Here is a 15,521-nt window from a genome sequence, read left to right on the forward strand (position 1 = left end):
CCGAGGAGAACCAGCATGATCCTGCACAGACTGACCCTCGTCGCCGGCCTGATGGCGGCGACCGCGGCGTACGCCCACGAAAGCGCCGGCCAGCACGGCGGCCGGGTAGCCGACGCCGGGAAGTTCCACGTCGAGCTCGCTACCAAGGGCGAGACCGTCGACGTCTTCCTGTCGGACGGCGGCCAGAAGCCGGTGCCGGCCACGGGCTTCAAGGGCACGGCCATCCTCGTCGTCGGCGGCAAGCCGACCCGGGTCCCCCTGCAGCCGGCCGACGGCAACCGACTGACAGGGACGGCCCCGGTGGCGCTCGGGGACAGCCCGAAGGGCGCCGTGCAGCTCACCGCGCCCGACGGTGCCACGGCCAGCGGCAAGTTCGACTGAACATCGCCCCCTGTCGCGAGCGCGACCGGAAGGGGGCCTGAAGATCCCACGCAGGGATGCAGGGGGAGCCGCCCGAGGCGGGTGCCCGTGCCGGAGCCATCGGTCGACGAGCTGCACGCCGGCGACCGGCCAACCTCAATGAGCCAAGGAGTTCACCACATGAAAATCGCCGCTCTCGCCACCCTTCTGATGGCCTTCGGTGCGGCATCGCCCGCCTTCGCCGACGACCAGGGCAACGCGAACGCCGAGCAGCAGACGCAGCCCACGCCGAGCCGCGGCGGCACGGCGGGAGGGCCTGCCCACGACATGCGTCTCGGGGACACGGCCCCCGCGAAGTCCGGCGAGCGGATGGACCACGGACGTTCCGACGGAACGGCCACCAAGCCTCCCCACGGTCACTGAACGCCGCCGCGCCTCACGACGCCCCGTCGCGCCGGAGCGGACGTCCGTTCCGGCGCGACGGCATCCCACGCCATCGAAAAAGGTAACGACCATGAAAATCCCGAACACGCTCGCCATCGCCGCCATTCTCGGTCTCGGTTTGGCCGGTACCGCCCACGCGCAGGACATGAAGGACCACGGTTCGATGTCCTCCATGAAGCCGGACCCGAAGGACGACGCCTCGACCAAGGACTTCAAGGCCGCCGACATGGCCATGATGAAGGACATGGCCGTCGCTTACACCGGCAACCCGGACGTCGATTTCCGCACCCACATGATTCCGCACCACAAGGGCGCGGTCGCGATGGCCAGGGTTGCCCTGAAGCACGCCAAGGACCCGTCCACCAAGGCTATGGCCCAGAAGATCATCGACGACCAGGAGAAGGAGATCGGCGAGATGGAGGCGTGGCTGAAGCAGCACGCCAAGTAGGTCGGCCGCGCCCCGATCCGGGGCACCCATCCCGACGGGGACGCCCGCCGTCCCCGTCACCTGTTCGACGTCCTTGGACAGCCTCGGCCTGCTTCCCGTCACCGGAAGCCGGTGACCGAAGGCGATGCGAACCCACGGGAGCCAGGTCATGCCGCATAGCGTCCCCCCCTCGCACGAGCGCCACGGCCATCATGCCGGGCACGACCATGCGCAACTTGGGCACGGTGATCACGAGACCCAGGCTTCCGGCACCGGGACGGTCAAGGATCCCGTCTGCGGGATGACGGTCGATCCGCACGCCGCGAAGCATCGGGCCGAGCACGCCGGGCACCCGTACTACTTCTGCTCGAACGGATGCCGGACCAAGTTCGAGGCCGATCCGGTCCGCTACCTCGATCCGGGGCAGGCGAGGGTGGAGCCGGTGCCGGAGGGTACGATCTACACCTGCCCGATGCACCCGGAGGTGCGGCAGGTCGGCCCGGGAGGCTGCCCCATCTGCGGGATGGCGCTTGAGCCGGCCGTGGTCGGCGCCGACACCGGCCCCAGCGAGGAGTTGGTCGACATGACCCGACGCTTTCGGGTCGGGCTCGTGCTGACGCTCCCCGTCTTCGTCCTGGAGATGGGTGGCCACCTGTTCGGGCTGGCGGAACGCCTCGGGCAGCAAACCTCGAACTGGATACAGTTCGTGCTCGCCGCGCCTGTGGTGCTCTGGGCGGGCTGGCCGTTCTTCGTGCGTGGCTATCGTTCCGTGGTCTCGCGCAACCTCAACATGTTCACGCTGGTTTCGCTGGGGACGGGCTGCGCCTTCCTCTACAGCGTCGTCGCCACAGCTGCCCCGGGCCTGTTCCCGCAGGCCCTGCGCGGGCATGGCGGGGCCGTGCCTGCCTACTTCGAGGCGGCGGCCGTCATCACGGTTCTGGTGCTCCTCGGGCAGGTACTGGAACTTCGCGCCCGCGAGAGCACCGGCGGCGCGATCCGTGCCCTGCTCGACCTGACGCCGAAGACGGCCCACCGCATTCGACCGGACGGCTCCGAGGAAGAGACGTCCCTCGACGCCATCGCGGCCGGCGACCGGTTGCGGGTGCGCCCGGGCGAGAAGGTGCCGGTCGACGGCTTCGTCGCCGAGGGGCGGAGCTCGGTGGACGAGAGCCTGGTGACGGGGGAATCGATGCCGGTCACCAAGGCGGCGGGCGCCCCCGTGGTCGGCGGCAGCCTGAACCAGTCCGGGGCCCTCGTGATCGAGGCCACGAAGGTCGGGCGCGACACCATGCTGGCCCGCATCGTCCAGATGGTGGCCGAGGCCCAGCGCTCGCGCGCACCCATCCAGCGCCTCGCCGACCAAGTGGCCGGCTGGTTCGTGCCCGCCGTCATCGGCGTGGCGGTCCTCGCGTTCCTCGCCTGGATGGTCTTCGGGCCGGAGCCGCGCTTCACCTTCGCGCTCTTGGCCGCCGTCGCGGTGCTCATCATTGCCTGCCCCTGCGCGCTCGGGCTCGCCACGCCGATGTCCATCATGGTCGGCGTCGGACGGGGTGCCGGGGCCGGCGTCCTGGTCAAGAACGCCGAGGCCCTGGAGCGCATGGAGCGGGTGGGCACCCTCCTGGTCGACAAGACAGGCACGCTGACCGAGGGCAAGCCGGCGGTCACCCGGATCGTGCCTTCAGCTAGCTTCGATGAGGCTACGGTGCTGCGCCTCGCGGCGAGCGTCGAGCGGGCGAGCGAGCACCCGCTGGCCACGGCGGTCGTGCGGGCCGCGGAGGAGCGCGGCGTCGCGACCGCCGCCGTCGCCGACTTCGAAAGCCCGACCGGCAAGGGCGCGTTCGGCACCGTGGAGGGGCGCCGGGTTGCGCTCGGCAACGCGGCCTTCCTGCGCGAGCATGGCGTGGACGTGTCGGCATATGCGGCAGGGGCGGACGAACTGAGGCGAGACGGCGCGACCGCGATCTTCGCCGCCGTCGACGGACGGGTGGCGGGCGTCATCGCCATCGCCGACCCCGTCAAGGCGACGACCGCGGAGGCGCTGGCGGCGCTCCGGACCGAGGGCATCCGGGTGGTGATGCTGACCGGCGACAACCGCACCACCGCCGAGGCCGTCGCCCGCCGCCTCGGCATCGAGGAGGTCGAGGCGGAGGTGCTGCCCGACCGGAAGGCCGCCGTGGTCGAGCGCTACAAGGCGGCCGGGCAGGTGGTCGCCATGGCGGGCGACGGCGTCAACGACGCCCCCGCGCTCGCCGCGGCGGACGTCGGCATCGCGATGGGCACCGGCACGGACGTGGCCATCGAGAGCGCCGGCCTGACGCTGCTCAAGGGCGACTTGATGGGGATCGTGCGGGCGCGGCGCCTTTCGAAGGCGGTGATGGGCAACATCCGCCAGAACCTGTTCTTCGCCTTCGTCTACAACGCCGCCGGCGTGCCGGTCGCGGCCGGGGTGCTGTACCCGTTCCTGGGTATCCTGCTCTCGCCCGTCATCGCCGCCGCTGCCATGGCGCTGTCCTCGGTCAGCGTCATCGGCAACGCCCTGCGCCTGCGGACGGCCCGGCTCGATCCTTGAGGCTACGTGTCGGCCGAGCAGGGTCTGCGCGTGAGCATGATCGCGGCAGCACCATGGGTCCGCAGACCCGGCATGTGAGCCGCGCACGGGCCCCCGCGGCCTCGGGACGAAGCACAGAAAGGTGATCGTCCCCTCGCTCGCACCGGCCGGGGTCAATCTTGAACGGCGTGTGAGGCCAGGCCACCTGACGGGCCGCGCCTGCGGATGGGCGCCCTACGGAGAAGATCATGCCGCACCACGACACGACGGCCCTCTCGGGGGTCATTCAGCACGTTTTTGCCCATCGCTTCACGGTGGAGGCCGGCGGCGGGACGCATCTGGCCGATCTCGGCCCTAAGGGAGCGGAGGCCTTCCCGCTCGTGGCGGGCCTGCATGTGGACATCGAGGGCGAGCGTCGCCCGTCCGAGATCAAGGTGACGCGGATCGCAGCCGAGAGCCGGGAACCCGTGCACATCCAGCATAAGAAGCCTTGTCACCCGCCTGGCGATAAGCGACCGGACATGCCGGCCGACCCATCGCGCGTGCTGGAGGCGGTGAAGGCCGCGGGCTGGACCCCGTCGGGGGACCTTCGCCGCAAGCCGAAGCACTTCGAAGTTCTCGCGCGCCAGGCTGGCGGGGCGTGGGCCGAGCTTCACGTGGATTTCGGCGGGACGATCTACAAGAACAAGTCACCCGATCCTACGAAGTGGGCCGCTGCCCTGGCCTAACGGCTTCGACGGGGCGGCGCACGTGCGCCGCCCCGTTCAGAGTTCGTCCTGCCGCCGACGGCCGGGGATCACGCGTTCGGGCGGGCGGCGCTTATCCGGCCCTCGGCTTGGTCCGGACCGCAACGATGGAAGCGACATCCCTCCGCCGGTCAATTTTTCCGGCGTGATATGGCCGAGGCAACGGCCTCCAAGCGGCACCGTTCGTCGCAACGAGGGCCTCCTGAACGGCCCCATGTCCGGAATTCACCCCAGTCCGGCCAGCGGCGACCTAGCTCCGGGTCGACCTCACCTCCGTTCACCGCGGCGGAATCCTCCCCGCTCCGGAGGCGACAGGTTCGGCGTCGGCGGAACCGGCGCCGCGGCGGGCGAAGGCGGTCAGCACCAGTCGGTCCGGCCCTTCCTCAGCCAGAAGTGACTCTGGCATCCCACTTGACGCCAGACGCTCGGCGTCAGCGACGCGGTCCCGTCCCAGTGTCGGCGGATGCGCCAGCCCGGCCGGTCGCCGGGAACGAGCGAGAGCTTGATCGTCTCGCCGCAGCCGCACGGGCACCCGAAGGCCGCGAACCACTGATGGCCATCCTCACCCACGACGTAGACCGTGCGAGGCGCGGGCGTATCGGGCTCCTCGTCGACGAAATCCACGGTGTGACGCCCGAGGCGGCGGGCGACCCAGGACAGGGACGCCCGGAGCAGCGTAACGGGAAGTCCCGCCATCACGCCGCCCTCATGAGCATGTCGAGATGCGGTCGGTTCAGGAACGGCCTCATGTCGCCTCGACCGAGGTATCGCGCGAGCGCGTCGTCCGTGCCCTCTTCCGGCGCGAACTGCCAGAACCCGGCCGTCAGGCTTAGGGTCTGGACGGCGAAATCGCCGTTCGGGTCGAGCCGCGACGGATGCAGCCTCAGCAGCAACTCGACCACCGCGAGGCTGGAGAACAGGCCGTTCACCGCACCCACGGCCGGCCGCTCCTGCGGCACGCCGCGGATGTAGCCGCGCGCGAGGCGGTCCTCGTAGGCCGCGGGGTCCTGCCTCCTCAAACTTTCGGCCTCAAGCATCCCGTCCGTGTAGAGACCGCGCCCCCGGAGGCTGGAGCGCCCCGGCTGCAGGTAGTGGACCGACCCGCAGATCTGGTCGATGCCACCCTCGCCATCGGCGTCGAGCATCACCCCGATGTCCAGGTAGGCCAGGACGTAGAACGTCGCGAGGCGATTCAGCAGGTCGCGGCCCTCGACCCCGTCCATGCACCCGAACACGACGTCGCAGGTCGAAACGGCCCTGAGCGCGTCCGGTCGGGACAGGTCGCAGGGAAAGGCCTCCACCCTCGCACCGAGCCCGAGGCGTTCGACGAAGGCCGCCAGAACCTCCACCTTCGGCCGACCCACGTCGGCGAGCGTCGTGTTGACGATGCGGTTGAGGTTCTTGTCCTCGACCAGGTCGGGGTCGACCAGCACGATCTCGCCGACGCCGAGGCGGGCGATCTGGTCGACGACCGGACCGCCGGTCCCGGAGCACCCCACGACCCCGACGCGGAGGTGCCGCATCGCCTCGAACGTCGCGCGTCCGAAGGCTTGGGCGTGCCGCCGCGCGAACTCGGGAACGGCCTGGGCAGCGTGAACGGGGGGCCGGTGGAAGCGGAGGTCATCGCCGACGACGCCGACGTGGTCGAGCGGCGCGTGCGTGCCGTCCTCGCCATGGGCCCGGGCGATCATCGTCCCGTCCGGGACCATCACCGCGCTGAGGTGCGGCTGGCCGTCGTCGACCCAGGCATGGACCCCGCCGAACAGGTCGGCATCCGCGGCGTCGTCCACCTCGCTGAAGCGCAGGTCGCCGCCCGGATGGCTGTGGACCTTGGCCACGGCCATGCCGCGCTTCGCCGCCTCCGCGAGCAGGGGCTCCAGGTAGGCGGTCGGCCAAGTCACGCGCCTGTCGGTGCGCTCGCAGGCATGGTGCGGGATCGGGACGATCCGGTTCACGACGAATTTCGTCCGTCCGGGCGAGACGGCGCGCCCGCAGAGCATCAGGGCGACCGCCTCGCGGCCGTCGCCGGGGAAGAGGTGGGCGCAAAGCGCGGCGTGTTGCGCGCCGGTCAGGGCGAGGGTGGTGCGCATGTCAGGCGGCCCCCACTTCCTTGGCGAGGCAATGCTCAACCAGCGCGAGGTGCGTGCCGATGTCGTCGACGTCCGGGCGCCAGGGGTTCTCGCCGGTGCGGTGACGCGACCAACCCTGCCAGTGCTTGCCCTCGAAGGTGTCCCCGACCAGGGCGCGGATCGGAACCCCGTCGGCCCGGGCGAGCGGGGGGTGGAAGTAGAACATGTCGATCTGAGTCGAGGGATACCCCGGCAGCAGGCGCAGCATCAGGTCCGCCTTGGCCGGGGCGTACCCGGTGCGGACGGGATAGTCGCGGACGACGACGCGGGTGGCGCCCGCCTCCTGGATCGCCTCCCAGCGGTGGCCGGCCGCGTCGAGCGTCTCCTCGTCGCCTTCGGGAAGCGCGAAATCCCGGCGGCGGGGGAGCGGCTGCTCCCCCTCCGTCTGGTCGAGCGGCAGGGTGACGAAGCGCTCCTCGCCGCTGTCGCTCACGTGCACGACCTCGTCGAGGCCGATGCGCTTCAACTGGGCGCCGACCTTCTGGAAAATCTTCCAGCGATCCGGGTGCGCCTTGCCCGCGATAACGAGCAGGTCTCGGCCGGTGAGGTCCGGCAGCGGGTTCTCGTAGCTCTTCTTGTCGATGCGGAAGCCGTAGACCTTGACCGCGCGGACGCCGTCCTCGTCCGTGCGGGGGGCGTCGTCGTCGTGGTGGCCGTGGTTCTCGTTGGTGTTCATCCCGTTGCCTTTCGATCATCCCGGGAAGCCATCCTTCCCGGCCCGTCGAGGGGTTGATCGAAAGGGGCCGGCCAAGCCGGAAACGGCCGGGCCAAGTTTTTTTCGGCCGCGGGCCGAGCAGTCTGTTAGGGGCTCCGGGCCGCGCTACCGGCCCCACGCCAGGGGTCGCCGCACCACCGCCGAGCCGCCGGGAAGGCCGGGGCAGGCGAAGTGATGCGGGCAGCGCGGGCAGCGGGATCCCACGCTCGGGGCGAACAGTCCCGCCCCGATGCCGGACATGTGAGCGACGACGGCGGCACGAAGCTCGTCCCGCTTCTTCGGCGGGATCTCCACCGGTTGCCGGCTGCCGCCGGTGAGATGCACCGCCTCGACCACAACGGGTTCGCCGAACGTCACCTCCGCCGCGGCATCCAGGACGATGTACTCGATCTCCTTCAGCAGCGCCGACGGTGCCTTCCTCGTCGCGACGCGGCGCACGACGAGGCGTCCGTCCGCGTTGCGGACCACGTCGTGCGCCCTGGAAAGGACGCTTCCTCCCGCAACGGCCAGGCTCAAGGCCTCGGGAGGCAGCCTGCCTTCCTCGTCACGCAGGCCGAGGAGGAACCGCAGCATCTCGTCCGCGATGGTCCTGTAAGCCTCGGCGTGCCCGTGGTCGACCGGGCCGTGCTCGGTCCAGGCCGCGGCGAAGGCCTCGCCGAAGCCCTCCGGCTCAGCGCGCCCGGCGTCGAAGTTGCGGTCGAGCCAACGGACCGTCTCCGCCACGGCGTTGTGCATCCGCATGTACGGCGTCTCGTCGCGGCGTCCGCCCAGGCCGAGCAGGTAGGTGTAGAGGAAGCGCAGCCCGCATTTCCCGTAGGAATCGAGGTGCTGGTGGTCGAGCGCGAACGGCGTCTCCCATGTGATGGGAACGGCGGCCGGGCCGGATGGCGGCGGAGGCGACGGGAGCCGGACGAGTGCGGGCGGCCGGCCCAGCGTGGCGGCGATCCGGGCGTTGTAGTCGGACGGGTTCCGCTTCTTGGTCCCGCCGGCCATCATGGTGGACCGGTAGAGGCGCAGGTCGTCTCGCGCGCGGGAGAGCAGGACGAAGAAGAGGCAGGCCTCCTGCTCTTCGTGGCCCGTCAGGCAGGCCTGCGGGCCGGTGAGGCCGTCGCTGCCCTCGATCAGCGCGTCCGGCGGCGGGCAAGGCGGCGGCTTGGCCGTTCGCGGCAGGCCCGTCTTGATCATGCCGGGCGCATGGACGAGCTGGAACTCCAAGCCCTTGCAGGCGTGGATCGTCATGATGCGCACCGCGTCCAGTTCGAGGGCGGCGTCCGGGACGTGCCTGAGCGATTTCTCCTCGCCGAGGACGACCAGCCTCTTGATCCGGCGGAGCGCCTCGAAGGTCGGGAACTGACCCTCGACCGGCAATGACCGCAGGAAGTTCAGGAATTGCCAGATCGCAATGCCCGCCATCCGTTCGGGCAGGGTACCTGAGGCCGCGATCCTCCGGCCGATGCCGAGCCGGTCCAGCACCAGCGCGCTCGCGATGCGCCACGGAGGCGTCCGATCCGCGAAGCCCCCGCAGACCTCTCGCAGGCGCCGCAGCGGCGCCGTCGCCGAGGGGCCGAGGCCGGGGATGGCGTCGGCGGCGGCCAGCCAGTCGAGGGGCGGCCCTGAAGCGTCCCTCAGATGGGCGGCGACCGCGGCGACGTCGCCGAGCTCCATCTCGAACCCCGGCATCGTGGCGACGCGGACGAGCGTTGCGGCGCGGGGATCGTGGAAGAGTGCGAGCAGGCAGAGCAGCTCCTTCACCTCCGGCCGTTCGAACAGCGGCCCGAGGTAGAGGACCGGTACGTCCCGGGCGATCAGGCCTGCGGCGAACTCCGCGAGGCGGTCGTTGGTCGTGCACAGGACCGCCTGTTCGCGGTAGTCCACCCCCGCAGCCTTCGCCTGCGCCGCGGAGGCGGCCACCAGCGCGACCTCGTCGTCGGGGGTGCCGGCGTCGTGCAGCACCGGTTTGAGGCCGGACGCCCCCCTGTCGGGGGCTAGGCCGAGCGCGCCGAGCGGGCGGAAGGCGTCGACGCTCGCGGCGAAGCTCGTGAAGGTGTCGATGATCTCCTTGCGCGACCGGTAGTTGACGTCGAGCGCCCCGAGGGTCGCCCCGGGATAGTGCGCCCGGAACGCGGCCATGCTGGCCGAGGTGGCGCCCCGGAACCGGTAGATCGATTGGCGGGCGTCGCCGACGACCCACAGCCGCTCGCCCTCGTCGGCCGCCAGCGCCCGGATCAAGCGCACGGTGGCGAGGTTGACGTCCTGGTACTCGTCGACGAGCAGGTGGCGATGGCGGAGCGACAGCGCCTTGGCCACGTCGGGATGCTCGGCCGCAAGTCGCACGGGCCTCATGACGAGGTCACCGAAATCGAGGGCATCGGCCTCCGAGAGCAGCCTCTCGTAAGCCTCGTAGACGATGGCTTCCTCATGCGCCCGCGCCGCCCTCAGGCGCGTCGCGTCGTCCGTGGCGGCACGCTGCATCGCATCGGCCAATTCACGGTAGCGCACGTGGTCGACGAGTTCGTCCTTGGCGCGGGAAATGGCCGAGAGGATGTTCGAGAGATCCTGCACCGGGTCCCAGAGGTCCCGGTAATGCGCCAGCGGCAGGCTCGCCAGAACCCCCTCCAGCATCGTGATGGCCGTGGGCTTGTCGACGAGCTTCGGGCTCGCGCTTCGTCCGAGGCGTTCGTGGAAGCGGCGGATCACGTCCAGCCCGAACGCGTGGAAGGTGCCCGTCCAGACCGAGGCGGCCGCCTCGGGCCGCGACAGGGCGAGCCGATCCATCAGCTCGGCCGCCGCCTTGTTCGAGAAGGTCAGGACGAGGATTCCGTTCGGGTCGATCCCCTCGTCGACGAGGCTCTCGATCCTTCTGACCAACGTGCGGGTCTTGCCCGTCCCGGGCCCCGCCTGGAGCAGGTAGGGGCCGCCACGATGGGCGACCGCCGCATCCTGGCTCGGGTCCGGCCGCATCGTGGCCGCGGGGGCGGGGGCGGCGTCCGGCACGACGGGAAGCAGTAGCGCGTCCAGCAGTTGCTGGGTCACCACGTCCGGGCAGATGCCGAGCCGCCCGGCGATGTCGGCGACGCTCATCCCGTCTTGGTGATGGCGACGCGCGACGGCTCGCGGCAGCACCAGTTCGCGCGCGAACAGGTCGGCCTGGACCTCGCGGCGCTCCCCACGCCCGTAGTCGGCCAGCCGCTCGACGGCGCTGCCGCTCTCGGAGGATCGGCTCGGGTCGGTATGCGTGGTGACGACGGGAGCGGTCCCGCCGTGCATCACCACGTGCCCGAGCTCATGTCCGAGCAGGAGCGCATCGCCTCCGGGAGTGCCCGTCTCGCCGTACAGGATGCCCTTCGACTTCGGGTCGAGCCGTGCCCGGCCTCCGTTCAGGGAGACGTCGCCCGCGTGGACGGGCTGGTGCCAGAGGCCGTGGCCCTCAATGGCCCGCACGGCAAGGTCGAACGGCTGCCAGGGATCGGCTCCCTCGGCGACCATCTCGGCATGGATGCGGGCGGCCTGCTTCCGCCCCGCCTCAATCGGATCCACGTTCGGCCTCTGCCATCGCGAGCAGACGCCGCCGTTGATCCGCCGTCAGGCCCGAGCTCGCCACCGCCTCCTCGAAAGTCTGCTTCACGCCGACCTCCGGCTTGCCGTCGGCCTTGGCCATCGTTCCGGCCGGCATGGATGCGGGGCGCTCCAACAGGGCGATGACCGTGTCGACGCCATGCCCGACCTCGTCCGCGATGTCCCGGGCCAGCGCCTTGGGGAAGGACGCGGCCTCGATCAGGCCGTCCCGGACCTTGATCAGGAAGGCGGGGGTCACTCCGAGCCGGGCCGCGAGCCGTGGGAATGACGGGCCGGCGAAGCCCGCGAAGACGTCCGGCGAAGGCTCGACCACCGCGCCGGCCCGGGACTTCGCCGGGGGGCTGGCGATGCCTGCCTGGAAGCGAGCCCATGCCGACGACACGGTGCGCGCCGTCGCGGCGTCAGCCGCGGGGACCGGCCGCGAGGGTTCCAGCACCAACTCGACCGCAAGGTCGGTGAGCTCGCGGCGGAGGTCCGGGTACTCCTTCGTAAAGGCCTCCAACCGCTTCGGGGTGGGTTCGCCTTCCGCCGCGAAGGTCATGAGGATTTCTTGCGCGCGGTGCGAGGGGCTGGTCGTCATCGTCTCTCTCCGAGTTCCCGACGCAGCGTCTCGTACGCATTCCTGAGGCGATAACGTACCGCCCGGTCCGAGACGCCGCAAAGCTTCGCTATGGTCTCCGTGTCTTCTCCCTCGATGCGGTGGCCTTCGAGGAAGAGGGCTACGGCCTCCCGTTGAAGGGGTGGCAGACGGTCGATCGCGCGAAGCAGCTCGTTCCGGAAATGTTCTTTTTCCTGTTCGGACTCGTCGGCGGCGAAGGCTTGGCTGATACGGTTCGTCAGGTCCGGGACGGCATCACCTTCACCGTCGCCCATGTCTTCGATGTGGTCGGTCCCCTCCGCCTGGCTTTCGGAACGCCGCAGCACGCCGATGCGCAAGGCGGCCATAGCGCGGGCGAACCGCACCTCGAAGAAATCCAGCTTGATGCCCGGAGACTGCCTGTCCTCGACGAGGAGATCGACGAGGCGGTTGACGACCTCGGTCCGCAACTCCTCCGCGTCGTAGCGGCGGCTGGTCCGGATCGAGCCCTTCAGGGAGCGCTCGACCCTCTCGATCAACACCTCGAACAGTCTCTGGAAACGGGTGTCCGTGTTGTCGTGGCGTGTCGAGCGCAGCAGATGGACCAAGCATTCGCTCTCGACGTAGCCGGGCGCCTTGGGGTCCTCCGCCCGTGCCTCACGCACGATCCCATCCAGGTCGAGGGCGGCCAATCGGTCGAGGGCGGCTTCTATCGAAGGGGGGCGCACATACGGCTCTCCCTTCTTGGTTCGTCGGTTGAGCGGGGGAGCCATCGCGAAGTCGGGATCAAGCCATGGAAACGGGGATCGCCCGGCTCACGTGGCTACTTAGAGTGGCCGAAATTCGGCAGCGCCGACACGGTTGTGCAATGGCTTGGGGATCTTGCGCGCCTCCATGAACTCAATCGCCCCAGGATATCGAGGAGCGGAATGCCCGCTCCGGCGGGGACCGCGGGTTCGAGACGGCGGGCCTCGTATCGTCGGCGCCGACGCAGCCGATGATGGGCGCTCAAGGTGTCGCGGGCCGGCTCGGCGGAGTAGTCGCTACCCCGATCCAAATCAGGCTCATCCGACGCGCGGGGGCACGGCGGCAACCCTCTTCCCCGAGCGCGACCGTGAGGCGTCCGCCTCATGCCCGGGAGGGCGCAACCCGGCGCCCTCCCGACACGCGGTCTCCTACCGTCGCGGACTTGGCTCCCGCGGACCGCCGAGGGTGTGGACCCAGGGCCTCTCGGGGGGGCGCCGCGCCTTGGAGCCGACCAGCCTTTTGCGCTCCGACGGCGGCGGCAGGACCTTGACCGACGGCGGCCCGAAGAAGGCGAGTTGAACGGCCAGGGACGTGCCCATGGCGAGCTCCTGGTCGACGGCCGCCAGACGGAAGGTGCGCCCCGCCACCATCGCTTCGATCTGGCGAAGGTCGGCGGGGTCGACCACTGCGGCGACCTCGAAACGGCCGCCGGGATCCTCGCCATCCAGGAACTCGATCCACTCGTCGGACCGGTAGGCGAGGCCGACGACCATCAGGTCGGCCCCGGCAACCTTCGTCGGCGGATACAAGGGTTCGGGCACCCCCGGGCCGACGGCCGACGCGCCGGCGTCATCGGGCGTCTCCCGCGCTTCGCGTGCGGGATCTCGATCATGCTTCGTGTTCAATGACAGCTCCGCGCTGGCGACGCACGGCCGGTCGATGCCTGTCGGCTGGCGTCGTTCGAGCCGGAGCGGAACGGGGACTCTTGCCAAGGGCGGCGGGAGATGCGAATCCACTGCCCATGCGCCGAAGCGCCCGTTTCCGCCCTCGGCGGTTCGGGGTTGCTGACCGGGGTGCCTTTGGCCTCGTGAGGGCGCATCCCGGTCGATGGATCGCAAGGAGGCGTGTGTGGGCGGCTACCCGCACACGCCTACCTGCGCGACGGCGGTTCCGGCACGGTCATTCCCTTACTCCTGGTCGGCTCGGGCCGATGCGGCCCGGGCAGCGCCTTGTACCGCGAGCACGGCCCTGGGAGTCAAGTCTGGACCCCGCCTTTTACTGCAGGATCGGCCTGCGATCTGCTATGATCGCGAGATGATGCTCGATTGAAGCAGGACATCAGAGGGACGTCGAAGCATTCCAAGGATCGAATAGCCTATTCTTTCGGATTTGATATTGAAATATGAAAAAGATCAATCCGGACAGCCACTTATGCAGAATGCCCGACCAATGAGGCGACGGAAGGAGCAACGACGCAATCCTTGCCCCCTGCTCCGGCAATCCTTCGCTGGCGGGTGGAGGAAACCGCAGGCAGGCTTGGCACGGCCGCACCGGCCTCAAGGGCGATCCGCGTGTCGGAAGCGGGGCAGCTCCTGGTGCGCGATGTGGGCTTCGTCGGCCGCCGGTCCCATCCGGCCCAAGTAGCGAGGCGGCCAGGGCGACGGTGGCACATAGCCGTCTCCGGAGCGGCCGGTGCCGCGCGAAGGCGTCATATCCGGTTGGATGCCCGGCGCGCGATCCGGGGGGAGGGCCCGCGCTTAGCCCTGCGGGCCGTCTGCCGGGGGCGTGCCTTCCCCGAGCGGGGATACTTTTTCCGCCTGGTGGTTGCCGGACACCGTCCCGGCACGCTTTCTTCGGCTCCCGTGGTCGCCCGGAGCGCCTGCCGCGGGGGTCCCCAGGATGGTCGCGGCCGTGAGGCCCGTCAGCGGTCGGTCGTCTGGCCGCGCGCCGGCCCCATAGCCGACAACGGTCAGTGCAGCCGCGCAGATCGCCGTCGCCGCAAGGATCGTCATGAGGAGCCTCATGACGGCTCAACGGGCAATCAAGCTCGGCCGTTCCGTGGCCGCGGGGCAGACGCGTTCCGCCACGGCACGGACCAGTGCCTCGGACCTTGGGCGGGGCGCAGCGGGCTCCCGATGCACCGTGGCCGGCTCGCGTCCCTCCCGGAACCGGATCGGGCAGGGGCGGAGCGGTTCTTGAGACCGGATCGGCGGGTCAGGTGCCGACGCACGGTCGCGTAGCGGGAAGCGATTCCGGCTATCGACGTCCGGCGGCGGATGCGCTGCCCGTCGGCCAGGATGCCGTCGGCAGTTCCGGGACGGCGTCGCGACAGGACCTGGCAATCCTCCGCATGCCCCGATCCCGCCTGTTGGAGGCGGCCGGCGATGCCGGCGTACCCAGCGCCCGTTCGATGTCGACCAGTCGATCCGCCAGATCGGACAGGCGTCCGGCCAGGGCTTGGTCAGCCGGATGAGAGGCCGGGGACATCAGGTCGGACATCGTCGCGAGTTCGACGGCGGCCGCGTCGGGAACCGCAGCGGCGACCTCAAAGGTCGCCGCCAGCAGGATCCCGATGCGTAGGGTCTCAAGTGTCGGAAGCCCGCGGTCCATGGCGGCCTTCACGGATCGGCCGGGCAAAGGCACCCGGACCGGCAGCGTCCTCGCGGCGGCTTCGGTGCCGCGTCCCTGCAGGCCATGCTTGGGCGATGCGGCAGGCCCATGAGGCCGCCCCGCCCCGAACGTCAGGAGCCACGGGCGCCGCGCGCAGCAGTCGGATGCGTTCCGACGTTTCGCGCCGGACGCGAGCTCTCCGCCGTCAGCGTGACCGGCGGACCGCCTAGCGCGCCTGGCTTGCAGGGGGTCCCCTCCGGAGACCACGGCCACGTCGAGGTGGGTCCAGACGCCGCCCTCATGCAGGAAGCCGAGCGGGGCGACGAAGGCGACGTCGGCTTGGCCGCCGACCGCGGCCCGCGCGAGCGTCGCGGACATGTCCGCCCGGGATGCCGCCGCGTCCTCCATGGATGGACCGCAGGTCGGCCGCCCGATCTCGTGTCCGTCGATGACGGTCATGAACCGTCCTACGCACGCGAGCCCGCAGCTGGCCAGCAGCGCGGCGTAAAGAGCGGAACCATCGTCAGAAAAGAACCCCACGACCATTGCCACCTCCGTCAGTGCACGCTCGAACCTCGTCCCTCAGCGACGCTTATTTATACCATCGGTATAATATCTGCGACAAGGTGGAGGTGGCGCGGA

At 70.2% G+C, this 15,521-nt stretch carries 13 protein-coding genes; 5 read left to right on the forward strand and 8 right to left on the reverse strand.

All coding sequences use genetic code 11. The annotated features are described in order from the left end of the window. Positions 1-15 precede the first annotated feature (15 nt). The 5 genes from ACPCJR_RS06580 to ACPCJR_RS06600 all read left to right on the forward strand — a co-directional run bounded on the left by ACPCJR_RS06580 (position 16) and on the right by ACPCJR_RS06600 (position 4,507). The gene (locus tag ACPCJR_RS06580) at positions 16-381 is read left to right on the forward strand and encodes a hypothetical protein (protein ID WP_003596978.1); all 366 of its coding nucleotides are present in this window, start codon (positions 16-18) and stop codon (positions 379-381) included. A gap of 159 nt (positions 382-540) precedes the next feature. Then, the gene (locus ACPCJR_RS06585) at positions 541-783 is read left to right on the forward strand and encodes a hypothetical protein (protein ID WP_003596981.1); all 243 of its coding nucleotides are present in this window, start codon (positions 541-543) and stop codon (positions 781-783) included. A 91-nt stretch (positions 784-874) separates the two neighbouring features. Further along, the gene (gene copM, locus ACPCJR_RS06590; protein ID WP_003596982.1) at positions 875-1,252 is read left to right on the forward strand and encodes a CopM family metallochaperone; all 378 of its coding nucleotides are present in this window, start codon (positions 875-877) and stop codon (positions 1,250-1,252) included. Positions 1,253-1,400: 148 nt separating this feature from the next. Further along, a complete protein-coding gene (locus ACPCJR_RS06595) occupies positions 1,401-3,800 on the forward strand; it encodes a heavy metal translocating P-type ATPase (protein WP_003596983.1) in 2,400 nt (799 codons plus the stop codon). A 227-nt stretch (positions 3,801-4,027) separates the two neighbouring features. Then, on the forward strand, positions 4,028-4,507 hold the full coding sequence (locus ACPCJR_RS06600) for a hypothetical protein (protein ID WP_003596984.1): 480 nt from the start codon (positions 4,028-4,030) through the stop codon (positions 4,505-4,507). Positions 4,508-4,882: 375 nt separating this feature from the next. On the opposite strand, the gene ACPCJR_RS06605 is transcribed toward ACPCJR_RS06600, so the two are convergent. The 8 genes from ACPCJR_RS06605 to ACPCJR_RS06640 form a co-directional block, all read right to left on the reverse strand. After that, entirely contained in the window at positions 4,883-5,221 is a 339-nt protein-coding gene (locus ACPCJR_RS06605) for a DUF6527 family protein (protein WP_003596985.1), read from the reverse strand. Then, a complete protein-coding gene (locus tag ACPCJR_RS06610) occupies positions 5,221-6,615 on the reverse strand; it encodes a ThiF family adenylyltransferase (protein WP_238307876.1) in 1,395 nt (464 codons plus the stop codon). Before ACPCJR_RS06610 ends, ACPCJR_RS06605 begins: the two co-directional genes overlap by 1 nt. Before the next feature lies 1 nt (position 6,616). Further along, positions 6,617-7,330, reverse strand: coding sequence for a multiubiquitin domain-containing protein (locus tag ACPCJR_RS06615; protein WP_003596987.1), 714 nt, complete (start codon positions 7,328-7,330; stop codon positions 6,617-6,619). A 144-nt stretch (positions 7,331-7,474) separates the two neighbouring features. After that, positions 7,475-10,906, reverse strand: a complete 3,432-nt coding sequence (locus ACPCJR_RS06620) for an ATP-dependent helicase (protein ID WP_003596988.1) — start codon at positions 10,904-10,906, stop codon at positions 7,475-7,477. Continuing rightward, positions 10,893-11,525, reverse strand: a complete 633-nt coding sequence (locus ACPCJR_RS06625) for a hypothetical protein (RefSeq protein ID WP_166060463.1) — start codon at positions 11,523-11,525, stop codon at positions 10,893-10,895. Before ACPCJR_RS06625 ends, ACPCJR_RS06620 begins: the two co-directional genes overlap by 14 nt. Next, positions 11,522-12,214 (reverse strand): RNA polymerase sigma factor, encoded by a 693-nt coding sequence (locus ACPCJR_RS06630; protein ID WP_238307874.1) that lies wholly within the window; start codon positions 12,212-12,214, stop codon positions 11,522-11,524. Before ACPCJR_RS06630 ends, ACPCJR_RS06625 begins: the two co-directional genes overlap by 4 nt. Positions 12,215-12,697: 483 nt before the next feature. After that, positions 12,698-13,174 carry a hypothetical protein gene (locus ACPCJR_RS06635; protein ID WP_096486627.1) on the reverse strand — a complete coding sequence of 159 codons (477 nt, stop codon included), beginning with the start codon at positions 13,172-13,174 and terminating at the stop codon, positions 12,698-12,700. Positions 13,175-14,525: 1,351 nt separating this feature from the next. Beyond that, positions 14,526-15,338: a hypothetical protein gene (locus ACPCJR_RS06640; RefSeq protein WP_238307872.1), complete on the reverse strand. Its 813-nt coding sequence runs from the start codon at positions 15,336-15,338 to the stop codon at positions 14,526-14,528. Positions 15,339-15,521 lie beyond the last annotated feature (183 nt).

This window comes from Methylobacterium sp. NPDC097929 (assembly GCF_049543375.1).
In the GTDB taxonomy this organism is placed as follows: Bacteria; Pseudomonadota; Alphaproteobacteria; order Rhizobiales; family Beijerinckiaceae; genus Methylobacterium.

Bases quoted from the DNA above. Each gene is read 5' to 3' on its own strand.
- ACPCJR_RS06580 (WP_003596978.1), top strand. From the start codon at position 16: ATGATCCTGCACAGACTGACCCTCGTCGCCGGCCTGATGGCGGCGACC.
- ACPCJR_RS06585 (WP_003596981.1), top strand. From the start codon at position 541: ATGAAAATCGCCGCTCTCGCCACCCTTCTGATGGCCTTCGGTGCGGCA.
- copM (WP_003596982.1), top strand. From the start codon at position 875: ATGAAAATCCCGAACACGCTCGCCATCGCCGCCATTCTCGGTCTCGGT.
- ACPCJR_RS06595 (WP_003596983.1), top strand. From the start codon at position 1,401: ATGCCGCATAGCGTCCCCCCCTCGCACGAGCGCCACGGCCATCATGCC.
- ACPCJR_RS06600 (WP_003596984.1), top strand. From the start codon at position 4,028: ATGCCGCACCACGACACGACGGCCCTCTCGGGGGTCATTCAGCACGTT.
- ACPCJR_RS06605 (WP_003596985.1), bottom strand. From the start codon at position 5,221: ATGGCGGGACTTCCCGTTACGCTGCTCCGGGCGTCCCTGTCCTGGGTC.
- ACPCJR_RS06610 (WP_238307876.1), bottom strand. From the start codon at position 6,615: ATGCGCACCACCCTCGCCCTGACCGGCGCGCAACACGCCGCGCTTTGC.
- ACPCJR_RS06615 (WP_003596987.1), bottom strand. From the start codon at position 7,330: ATGAACACCAACGAGAACCACGGCCACCACGACGACGACGCCCCCCGC.
- ACPCJR_RS06625 (WP_166060463.1), bottom strand. From the start codon at position 11,525: ATGACGACCAGCCCCTCGCACCGCGCGCAAGAAATCCTCATGACCTTC.
- ACPCJR_RS06640 (WP_238307872.1), bottom strand. From the start codon at position 15,338: ATGACCGTCATCGACGGACACGAGATCGGGCGGCCGACCTGCGGTCCA.